The organism is Nocardia cyriacigeorgica (assembly GCF_005863245.1).
Classification (GTDB): Bacteria; Actinomycetota; Actinomycetes; order Mycobacteriales; family Mycobacteriaceae; genus Nocardia; species Nocardia cyriacigeorgica_C.
In genome coordinates, this window is the sequence record NZ_VBUT01000001.1 from 389,959 (window position 1) to 398,986 (window position 9,028).

Sequence of the window (9,028 nt, forward strand, 5' to 3'; positions counted from 1 at the left end):
ATCAGGCGCCGGTTTCCGCCGCTCGCCGGTAGCCGCGCACCGCCGGGTAGGCGAACACGACGACGATGCCGACGGTCCACAGCAGCGTCTCGAGCATCGGCTCGGCCACCGGCCCGCCGTAGGACAGTCCGCGCATGGCGTCGATGGCGCAGCTCATCGGCTGATTGGCCACGATGTCCTGCAACCACACCGGGTAGGCGTAGACCGGGACGAAGCCGGAGTTGAAGAACATCAGCAGGGTGTTGATGATGCCGATGACGTTGACCAGCATGACGCCCTCGGTCAGCGTCGCCAGCGCCGTGACGAACACCGCGAACCCGACGCCGAACAGCACCGGGATGCCGATCAGGGCCAGCGCCGCCACCGGTCCCTGATCGAACCGGAACCCGATGCAGAACCCGACCGCGATCACGAACAGCGTGGTGACCAGCACCCGGATGGCCTCGGCGAACAAGCGCCCGGTCAGGCCGGCGGCCCGGTGCACCGGCATGGTCCAGAACCGGCCGAGCAGCCCGGTGGCCTTCTCGGTCTTGAAGCCGAGCGCGCTGACCACCGCGCCCGCCATCGCCGCGACCAGTGTGATCATCGGGACGGTGCCGTAGACGCTGGGTTTGCCGGTGGCCGCGGTGATCGAATCGCCGAGCACGATCCAGAACATCAGCAGCGTCAACGCCGGGTACAGGATGGTCTGGATGGTGGTCGCGGGATCGCGAGCCCACACCAGCAGCAGCCGCTTGGTTTGGATCAGGCTGTGGGTCCACCAGTTACCGAGCGAACCCTCCGAGCGCGCGTGCACGGTCGGCAGCGGGGTGTTCCAGCCCGGCTGCGCCGACGACGGCGCTTCGACGGTCTCGGGTGTCTGCACTGAACTCATGACCGCCTCACGCTCGCCCACACCGCCAGCGGCGCGAAGACCACCGCCGCGCCGATCAACCACACCAGCGGCACCCACAGCACCTGCCAGGTCACGCCGTCGGCGGCCATATCGCGCAGCGCGAACGACAGCTGCGAGATCGGCTGATTGCGCACGAACGGCCGGATCCACTCCGGGAACCCGGACTCCGGCACGAACCCGCAGGAGAGCATGCCGAAGATCAGCGTGGGCAGCGTCAGCGCCTGGCTCAGCGATTCCGGGCTCTTGGTCAGGCTGCCGAGGGCGTCGGCGCCCAGCGACAACACGATGCTGATGGCCAGCGAGAACGCACAGAACAAGATCGCCTGGCCCCAGCCGGCCCCGAACCGGAAGCCGATGATGTGGCCGTAGATCAAGGCCGCGGTCAGCGAGCAGACCGAGCGCACCAGGCCGGCGGAGATCCGTGCCGACAGCGGCACCAGCGTGCCGATCGGCATGGTCTGCAACCGGGTGCTGAGCCCGGTCAGCGCCTCGAACGCCGACAGCTGGGCATTCGACATCATGGTGAACGCCATCGTCTGCAACACGATGATCGGCATGACGAACTGGGCGTAATCGATGCCCTGGAACTTCATCACGTACCGCAGTGGCAGATAGAAGCCGAGGGTGAACACCAGCGGGGTGATGATCGCGACGATCAGCTCACCCTTGGTGGCCATGGTCCAGATGATGCGGCCGGTCAGGGCGCGCCACTGGGCGAAGGACGACAGCTTGGCGACGGGCAGTTCGGCGAACAGCTGGGTGCCGCCCGCCTCGGTGGTGGCAGCAGCGGTCACGCGTGGCCACCCGAATGGCCGGTGATGGACAGGAACACATCATCGAGCGAGGGCCTGCGCAGCGCGATATCGGCCAGGTCGACGCCCGCGGTGTCCAGCCTGCGCAGTGCCTCGGCCAGGGTGGCAGCGCCTTCGGGCGCGGGGATGGACAGCCGGTCGGCGCCGTTCAGTTCGGCCGACACCGCCGACGACACCAGATCGCCGAGCGCGGTGGCCGCCTTCGACAGGTCCGACGGGTCCAGCGGGACGACCTCGCAGTAGCTGCCGCCGGTCTTCTCCTTGAGTTCGTCGGCGGTGCCCTCGGCGATGACGGTGCCCTTGTCGATGACGATGATGTTGTCGCTGAGCACGTCGGCCTCTTCGAGGTACTGCGTGGTCAGCAGGACCGTGATGCCCTGCGCCTTGAGCGCGTTGACCAGATCCCACACGCCCTGGCGGCTGCGCGGATCCAGGCCGGTGGTCGGCTCGTCGAGGAACACCACCTCGGGCCGCACCACCAGGCCGCAGGCGATATCCACCCGCCTGCGCATGCCGCCGGAGTAGTTGCGCACCGCGCGACGGCCCGCGCTGACCAGGTCGAATTCCTCGAGCAGGGTGTCGGCGCGCTTGCGGGCCGCGGATTTGCTCAGGCCCATGAGCCTGCCGAACAGTTCCAGGTTCTCCCGGCCGGACAGGTTCTCGTCCAGCGCGGCGTACTGGCCGGTCATCATGATCGAGCGGCGCACCCCCGCCGGATCCTTCTGCACATCGTGACCGGCGACGATCGCGGTGCCCGAATCCGGGCGCAGCAGCGTGGACAGGATCTTCACGGTGGTGGTCTTGCCGGCGCCGTTGGGGCCGAGCACACCGAGCACACTCGCCTTCTCGGCGGTGAAACTGATGCCTTGCAGCGCGTGCACCTCACCGAACGACTTCCGCACGTCCACAACCTGGACGGCGGGCTCGCTCGCGGGCGACTCGACATGATTCGAACTCGGCATCAACTCTCCACTATCGGCCGGGTATGGGGTGGGTCGCCGGAGCGCACGCAGCGACGTCCCGCATGGTGATCCGTACCGCCGGGCGCGATGTTACCGGCCCGGGTTTCGCATTCGGGCCGGTCCGGGCGCACCGGAGGGCCGGACCGTTCGGTTGTGCGCTTACTCACACTATCCGGCGGGCCTCGAATAGGCGCAGGTACGGCGGGTATTCGGCAGCGGTATGGCAGCGGCGGTGCCTTGTCGCCCGGTCACCTCGCCCATAGTCTTGGACGCATGGCCGAGTCCGCGCAGCCACATGTGGCGGCGCGTTCGGGAGGATCGGGCCGACCGAGCGTGCTTACGTCCTACGACCCACGCACCGGGGAAACGGTCGGCACCTATGCCGTCCAGGGTTCCAGCGAGCTGAAACGTGCCGTTCGCGCGGCCCGTGCGGCCGAAAAGTGGTGGGCGCATTTGAGTTTCGGCGCCCGCAAGCGATGGCTGCTGGATTGGAAACGCAGCATCGCCCGGCGCTCCGGGGAACTGATCGACCTCGTCCGCGAGGAAACCGGCAAACCCGAGGCCGACGCCGCCATCGAAGTGATGCTGGCGATCGAGAACCTGGATTGGGCCGCCCGCAATGCCGGGCGCACCCTCGGCCGCCGTGTCATCGATTCCACCTGGCTCACCCGCAATCAGCGCGCCTCGGTGGGGTTCCTGCCGCTCGGAGTGATCGGCGTGATCGGCGCCTGGCACAACCCGGTTTTCACCCCGATGGGGTCGATCGCCTACGCGATGGCCGCGGGCAACGCGGTGGTGTTCAAACCACACGAACTCACCACCGGCGTCGGGGTGTGGCTGGCCCAGACCTGGGCGGAGCTCGCGCCCGATCAGCCGGTGCTGCAAGCGATCACCGGCGACGCCACCACCACCGCGGCGCTGTGCCGGGCCGGGGTGGACAAGATCGCCTACGCGGGTCCGGAAGCCGAGGGCCGCAAGGTGATCGAGCTGTGCGCGCAGACGCTGACGCCGGTAGTGGTCGAATACAGCGGCAAGGGCGCCATGGTGGTGCAGGTCGACGCGAAACTCGACGAGGCCGCCGAGGCGGCGGTGTTCGGCGCCATGGCCAATGCCGGCCAGAACGCCGCCGGTATCCAGCGCGCCTACGTCGCCGAATCGGTCTACGAGCCCTTCCTCGATCTGGTGATCGAGCACGCCAAGCGGCTGCGGCCCGGCGCGGCCAAACACTCCTGCTACGGGCCGATGATTCTCGAAGAGCAGACCGACGTGGTCCGCAGGCAGGTGCGCGACGCGCTGGCCCGGGGCGGACGCGCGGTGGTCGGCGGGCTCGATTCGATCCGCGAGCCGTATGTCGAGCCGATCGTGCTGGCCGAGGTACCGGAGGAGAGCCTGGTCGTCAGCGGCGAGGCCATCGGGCCGGTGCTGGTGGTGAACAAGGTCGCCGATATGGACGAGGCGGTGCGGCGGGTGAACGCCGTGGGCAGCGGGCTGTCGGTGTCGGTGTTCACCCGGGATGTCGCCAGCGTCGAAGCCTTCGCCGAGCGGCTGCGGGCCGGTGTGGTGACGGTGAATTCCGCGACCGCGTGCACCGGTATCCCGGCCCTGCCGTTCGGCGGGGTCGGCGAATACGGGCAGGGCCACAGTCACGGCGAACTGGGCCTGCTGGAGTTCACCCGGACGCTGGCGATCGCGCGCACCAAATACCGGGCGCCGCTGAAACTCACCACGTTCGAACGCAATTCGCGGCAGCTGCGGATCGCGCGCACGATCTTCCGGCTACGGCACGGACGCTGAGTCGGGTCCGGTCGGCAGGAGAACCGCGTCAGCAAACCGGGCCGGTACATGGACCCACATCGAGAGCCGGCGTCGGCAACGGACTACGTCAGCGAGCCGGGTCGGCCCGGGCCTGATCCCATCAGCGCGACGGACCGAGCAGCACCGCCATCATCAGCGCGTGCACCCGGGCGATGTGTTCCGGCCGCGCGTCGAACCGCACCAGCCTGCCCACGTCGATCACCTGACCGATCGCCGCGTGCACCCGGAAGCGGGCCTCGATCGGATCGCCGTCGAGCAGATTGGCCCATTCCAGGACGTTCTGGCGCTGGATCGCGCGCAGTTTGTGCTGCTCGGCCTGCGGCAGATTGCTGAACTCGGCGTAATAGACCGGCATGATCTCCGGCATCGCGAAGCTGAGCCTGGCGTAGCGGTCGGCGATGCGGTCGACGGCGTCGGCGCGGCTGGTGGCCTCCGCCAGTGCCTCGCTGATCGCGATGGCGAGCCGGTCGCCGGTGCGGTGGAAGGCCGCGGCCAGCAGATCGGATTTGCTGCTGAAGTAGCGGTAGACGCTGGAGGCGTTGATGCCGACGGCCGCGCCGATCTCCTCGATGCTGGCCTCGTGGTAGCCCTGCCTGCCGAAGATGCGGATGGCCTCGGTGAGCAGCTGTTCGCGTTTCGAGGTGACCGGGAGCCCGCGCGGCTGCGGCGCGGGATCGGCCGCGCTCGGTGCGGGTGGCAGCTCGGCGCGCACGATCGCGGTGGACATATCGCGCAGCAGCGGCAGCAGCCGGGCGGTCGACAGCGCGGTTCGATGGGCGGAGATGCTGCCGATGGTGCTGAGCACACCCGCGGCGAGCAGCGCGACGTCCTCGGGCGAGGAGTGCGGGCGCAGCTGCGCGATCGGCGCGGCGAAGGTGGCGTTGAGGCCGTCGTAGAAGGTCTTGATCCGGGTGCGGTCCGCCTTTTCGAGGTAGCGCCGCTCCCAGCGGTAGAGCCCGGCTTCGCGCCGGATATCGATGGTGTGGTCGGCGACGGCGCGGATCAGCGCGTCCAGCCGCGCGTTTGGGTCGAGCGCGGGATCGTCGGCGGCGGTGGCGACGTCGAGCAGCTGGCGCGCGCCCTCTTCCGCGGCCGCGACGAGCAAGGCGTACTTGTTGGCGAAATGGCGGTAGAGCGCGGGGCCGGAGATGCCGACCTCGGCGGCGATCTCGTCGACGCCGACCGGGTAGTACCCGCGTTCGCTGAACGCGCGAGCCGCCGCCCGGATGATCTGGACCTTGCGATCCTTGGGCCTGCGACGCACGGTTCGACCGCCCGCCGGCCGCGTGCGCACGAGGTCGACCTCGCTGCGATCGGCGACCATGTTGCTCTCCATTCTGCGGCGGCGCCACCGGTTGACAGCGCCGGACGAATCATCCTAAGTTAACCACAATTCGCAAAGTTAACCACGATTCACGGCCGGTGTCCGCCGAATCGCAGCACAGGGAGCGGAAATGGTCAGCGACGGTTCATCATCCCCGACGGCCGGGTTCACCGCAGTGCGGGACGGCCGGGTCCTCCGGGTCACCATCAGCAATCCGGGCCGGAAGAACGCCATCTCGTATCAGACGATGGTCGCCCTCGGCGACACCTTCCTGGCGCTGGCCGACGACCCCGCCGTTCGGGTGGTCCTGCTGACCGGCGACGGCGCGGATTTCTGCACCGGCGCTGACCTGGCCGCCGATACCGACGGCATCACGCCCGAGATGACGATGGACGCGGCCAACCGGCTCGTCCGCGCCATCGTCGACGCACCGGTGCCCGTCATCGCCCGGATCCGTGGCGCGGCCGCTGGCATCGGTGTCGGGATCGCGCTGGCCGCCGATCTCGTCTACGCGGCCGACGATTCCTATCTGCTGCTCGCCTTCATCAATATCGGCCTCATGCCCGACGGCGGCGCCGCGGCCCTGGTGGCGGCCGCTGCCGGACGCCCGCTCGCCACCGAGATGGCACTGCTCGGCAAGCGCCTGCCCGCCTCGGCGGCCCAGCAGGCCGGTTTGCTCACCGCCGCGCTGCCGGTCGACGAACTCGACGCCGCCGTGCAGGCAGCGGTGGACAAGATCGCGCACGGTCCGCGCCGCGCACTCGAACTCACCAAGAAGGCGCTCAATATCGCCACGCTGCGCGCCCTGGACGAGGTGCTCGACGCGGAGAAGAACGGTCAGGTCGAGTTGCTGGAATCGGCCGATTTCCGGGAGGGCGCGGCGGCCATGCTCGGTAAGCGCAAGGCCGTTTTCGCCGACTAGCGCACACCGGTCGCCGCGGCTGTGAGACCGGGGACTATGTTGACCGGCTATGACTTACCTGGTTACCGGGGCGACTGGGTTCATTGGTCGGTTCCTCATCCCCGAGCTCCTCAAACGTGCGGATGACATTCATGTGGTGGTGCGGCCGGGGCCGAATTCGGCCGCACGCTTCGACTATTGCGCCAGAGAATGGTCGGCCGGCGACCGGGTGCGCCCGGTGCCCGGTGATCTCGGCGCCCCTGGTCTCGGCCTCGATCCGATATGGCTGGCCGAACATCGCGGACGCATCGACCACGTCTTCCACCTGGCCGCCGGTTACGACGAGCAGCGTTATCGGGACGCGCAGCAGCCGGTCGACACGCCGATGGGCGGCAACGGCACCCGCAATGTGGTCGAGCTGGCGGCCGACCTACGCGCGCAGCACGTGCATCACCTGTCGACGGTCGAAGTCGCCGGACGCTTCGAAGGCCTGTTCGCCGAGGACATGTTCGATGTCGGGCAGCAGGTGTCCACACCCGCCCAGCGGGCCGCCTTCGAGGCCGAACGGATCGTGCGCGAGTCCGGGCTGAACTGGCGGATCTACCGGCCCTCGATCGTGGTCGGGCATTCGGTGACCGGCGTCAACGACCGCGTCGACGGTCCCTACTATTTCTTCCGGCTGCTGCGCATGGCCGCCCAGCTACCACGCCTGCTGCCGGTGCTGGTGCCGAAGCTGGGCGAAACCAATATGGTTCCGGTGGATTTCGCCGCGCAGGCGCTGGCCCATCTCGCCCATCTGCCCGGGCCGAGCGGGCAGACCTTCCACCTGGTCGATCCGCGGCGGCGAGGTGCGGTGGCGGCATTGAATCTGTTCGCCGACGAGGCGGGCGCGCCGCATCTGGTGGAGATCATGCCCAAACGCACGCTGGACATGATGATGCGCTTGCCGGGCACCCGGCGGGTACTCCCCCGGGTCGGGGTGCCACTCGACATTCTCGAGCACAGCGAGTTCAGCTGCTGGTTCGATTGCCGGCACACCACCGCCGCGTTGGCGGACAGCGGGATCGCGGTGCCGCCGCTGGAATCGTATGCGCCGGTGCTGTGGCGGTATTGGATCGAGAACTGGGTCTAGCCGGTCAACCCACCCACTGAAACGGCGACAGCCGCCCCGGTGCGACCGGAGCGGCTGTCGTGCGTTCGGGTGGGATCAGATCCCGAGACCCTTGGCCAGGACCGGCCAGGAGCGCTGGAACTCGTCACGCCAGTAACCCCACGAGTGGGTACCGGAATCCCGGAAGTTGTAGGTGGCCGGGATGCCGAGCGAGTCGAGCTTGTTCTTCAGGTTGTGGGTGCAGAAGTTGGTGCCCGCCTCGATGACGCCACCGATGACGATCTGGTTGGCCAGGCCGTAGGCGCCGGGCAGCGCGTACGGGCCGTTGAGGGTGTCGTACTGGCCGGGCAGGCCGTTGCCGGTGGAGATGTAGAGATCCAGGCCGCGCAGACCTTCGGCGTTGACGTACGGATCGTTCTTGACCCATTCCTCCGAGCCCTGCGGGCCCCACATGTTCATGGTGTCGCCGCCGCCCCAGGTCTCGACGGTCAGCTTCACGAACTCCGAGCCCACCGGGTCGCTGGTCTGGGCGCAACCGCTGTAGGCGGCGGCGGCCTTGTACAGGCCGGGCTTGGCGATCGGCAGGGCGAGCACGGTGGTGCCCGAAGTGGACAGGCCGGCGATCGCGTTGGTGCCATTGGTGCCGAGCGCGCCGTCGATCAACGGGGGCAGCTCTTCGGTGAAGAAGGTCTTCCACTTGTTGCGGCCGAGCACCGGATCGTCGGCGATCCAGTCGGTGTAGTAGCTCCACTTGCCGCCGACCGGCTGCACGACGTTGACGTTCTTGTCCGACAGGAACTCGAGGGCGTCGGTCTTCACCTGCCAGGAGGCGTCATCCTCGCCGCCGCCGGCACCGTTGAGCAGGTACAGGGTGGGGCGCGGGGCCGAGGCGTCGGCCGGGCGCTGCACGTCGATGATGACGTTCTCGTCCATCGCGGTGGAGTGCACGTGCAACCGGATGTTGCGGTCGTCCTTGTACTCGGCCTTGACGATGCGGGAACCGTCGGGCGCGGTGGGGTCGGCCAGCAGGCTCCGGTTGTCGATGATCGGGTCAGCCGCTGCCGCCGGGGATGCGCCGAGTCCGGACATGACGCCCGCGAGAACTGCCGTTGCCGCGATCATCGCCGCGGCACGAGTACCGCGGCGCCGGGTGGGTCGACGTGTCAATTTCGCACCTTCGCTTCTTATCGAGATTTATCGGGCATTCC

General features: G+C 68.4%; 8 protein-coding genes. 3 read left to right on the forward strand and 5 right to left on the reverse strand.

The genetic code is table 11. From position 1 onward, the window contains the following. Position 1: 1 nt before the first annotated feature. The 3 genes from FEK34_RS01775 to FEK34_RS01785 are packed head-to-tail and all read right to left on the reverse strand — an operon-like array spanning position 2 to position 2,669. Positions 2–874 (reverse strand): ABC transporter permease, encoded by an 873-nt coding sequence (locus tag FEK34_RS01775; protein WP_138446099.1) that lies wholly within the window; start codon positions 872–874, stop codon positions 2–4. Further along, a complete protein-coding gene (locus FEK34_RS01780; RefSeq protein ID WP_171048019.1) occupies positions 871–1,650 on the reverse strand; it encodes an ABC transporter permease in 780 nt (259 codons plus the stop codon). The genes FEK34_RS01775 and FEK34_RS01780 overlap by 4 nt, the downstream gene beginning before the upstream one ends. 35 nt (positions 1,651–1,685) lie before the next feature. Then, the gene (locus tag FEK34_RS01785) at positions 1,686–2,669 is read right to left on the reverse strand and encodes an ATP-binding cassette domain-containing protein (protein WP_138446101.1); all 984 of its coding nucleotides are present in this window, start codon (positions 2,667–2,669) and stop codon (positions 1,686–1,688) included. Between the two features lie 273 nt (positions 2,670–2,942). On the opposite strand from FEK34_RS01785, the gene FEK34_RS01790 reads away from it, so the two are divergent. After that, positions 2,943–4,463, forward strand: a complete 1,521-nt coding sequence (locus FEK34_RS01790; RefSeq protein WP_171047996.1) for an aldehyde dehydrogenase family protein — start codon at positions 2,943–2,945, stop codon at positions 4,461–4,463. A 121-nt stretch (positions 4,464–4,584) separates the two neighbouring features. On the opposite strand, the gene FEK34_RS01795 is transcribed toward FEK34_RS01790, so the two are convergent. Continuing rightward, positions 4,585–5,808: a TetR/AcrR family transcriptional regulator gene (locus tag FEK34_RS01795; protein ID WP_138446102.1), complete on the reverse strand. Its 1,224-nt coding sequence runs from the start codon at positions 5,806–5,808 to the stop codon at positions 4,585–4,587. Between the two features lie 130 nt (positions 5,809–5,938). Between FEK34_RS01795 and FEK34_RS01800 the strand changes: the two genes are divergently transcribed. Both FEK34_RS01800 and FEK34_RS01805 read left to right on the forward strand, forming a co-directional pair. Beyond that, on the forward strand, positions 5,939–6,730 hold the full coding sequence (locus FEK34_RS01800) for an enoyl-CoA hydratase (protein ID WP_138446103.1): 792 nt from the start codon (positions 5,939–5,941) through the stop codon (positions 6,728–6,730). Positions 6,731–6,779: 49 nt separating this feature from the next. Further along, entirely contained in the window at positions 6,780–7,841 is a 1,062-nt protein-coding gene (locus tag FEK34_RS01805; protein WP_138446104.1) for an SDR family oxidoreductase, read from the forward strand. Positions 7,842–7,916: 75 nt separating this feature from the next. Here FEK34_RS01805 and FEK34_RS01810 read toward each other — a convergent pair whose 3' ends face one another. After that, entirely contained in the window at positions 7,917–8,942 is a 1,026-nt protein-coding gene (locus FEK34_RS01810) for an alpha/beta hydrolase (RefSeq protein ID WP_138446356.1), read from the reverse strand. Between the last annotated feature and the right edge of the window lie 86 nt (positions 8,943–9,028).

Coding starts and splice junctions, on each gene's coding strand:
- FEK34_RS01795 (WP_138446102.1), bottom strand. CDS start 5,808: ATGGTCGCCGATCGCAGCGAGGTCGACCTCGTGCGCACGCGGCCGGCG.
- FEK34_RS01800 (WP_138446103.1), top strand. CDS start 5,939: ATGGTCAGCGACGGTTCATCATCCCCGACGGCCGGGTTCACCGCAGTG.
- FEK34_RS01785 (WP_138446101.1), bottom strand. CDS start 2,669: ATGCCGAGTTCGAATCATGTCGAGTCGCCCGCGAGCGAGCCCGCCGTC.
- FEK34_RS01790 (WP_171047996.1), top strand. CDS start 2,943: ATGGCCGAGTCCGCGCAGCCACATGTGGCGGCGCGTTCGGGAGGATCG.
- FEK34_RS01775 (WP_138446099.1), bottom strand. CDS start 874: ATGAGTTCAGTGCAGACACCCGAGACCGTCGAAGCGCCGTCGTCGGCG.
- FEK34_RS01810 (WP_138446356.1), bottom strand. CDS start 8,942: ATGATCGCGGCAACGGCAGTTCTCGCGGGCGTCATGTCCGGACTCGGC.
- FEK34_RS01805 (WP_138446104.1), top strand. CDS start 6,780: ATGACTTACCTGGTTACCGGGGCGACTGGGTTCATTGGTCGGTTCCTC.